At 62.4% G+C, this 282-nt stretch carries 1 protein-coding gene; it reads right to left on the bottom strand.

The genetic code is table 11. The annotated features are described in order from the left end of the window. Positions 1-9: 9 nt before the first annotated feature. Positions 10-282, bottom strand: a 273-nt coding sequence (locus EII35_RS15715) for an IS30 family transposase (RefSeq protein WP_148098986.1), incomplete at its 5' end; no start/stop codon positions are given.

Below are 282 nucleotides of genomic sequence, written 5' to 3'. Positions count from 1 at the left end.
TCGGCAGTGTCAAGTGGTGGAAGCAACGAGGAGTCGTTGGAAGGCTTCGCGTGGGGTGAGGTAGCCCAGTGTTGCTCGGGGGCGTTCATTGAGTTCTTCAGCGATGGCGGTGAGGTAGGGCTGGTGTTGGGGTATCTGGGTGCCTTTGGGGAGGTAGTCGCGGATCAGTCCGCCTGTGTTCTCGTTGCTGCCTCTCTCCCAGGGGGAGTGGGGGTGGGCGAAGTAGACCGGCATCTGGGTGGCCATCGTGAATGCGGCATGGCCGGTGCATCTCGCTGCCCT

The organism is Arachnia propionica (genome assembly GCF_003932785.1).
GTDB classification, from domain to species: Bacteria; Actinomycetota; Actinomycetes; order Propionibacteriales; family Propionibacteriaceae; genus Arachnia; species Arachnia propionica_B.
This window is presented reverse-complemented; position numbering and strand designations above follow the sequence as displayed.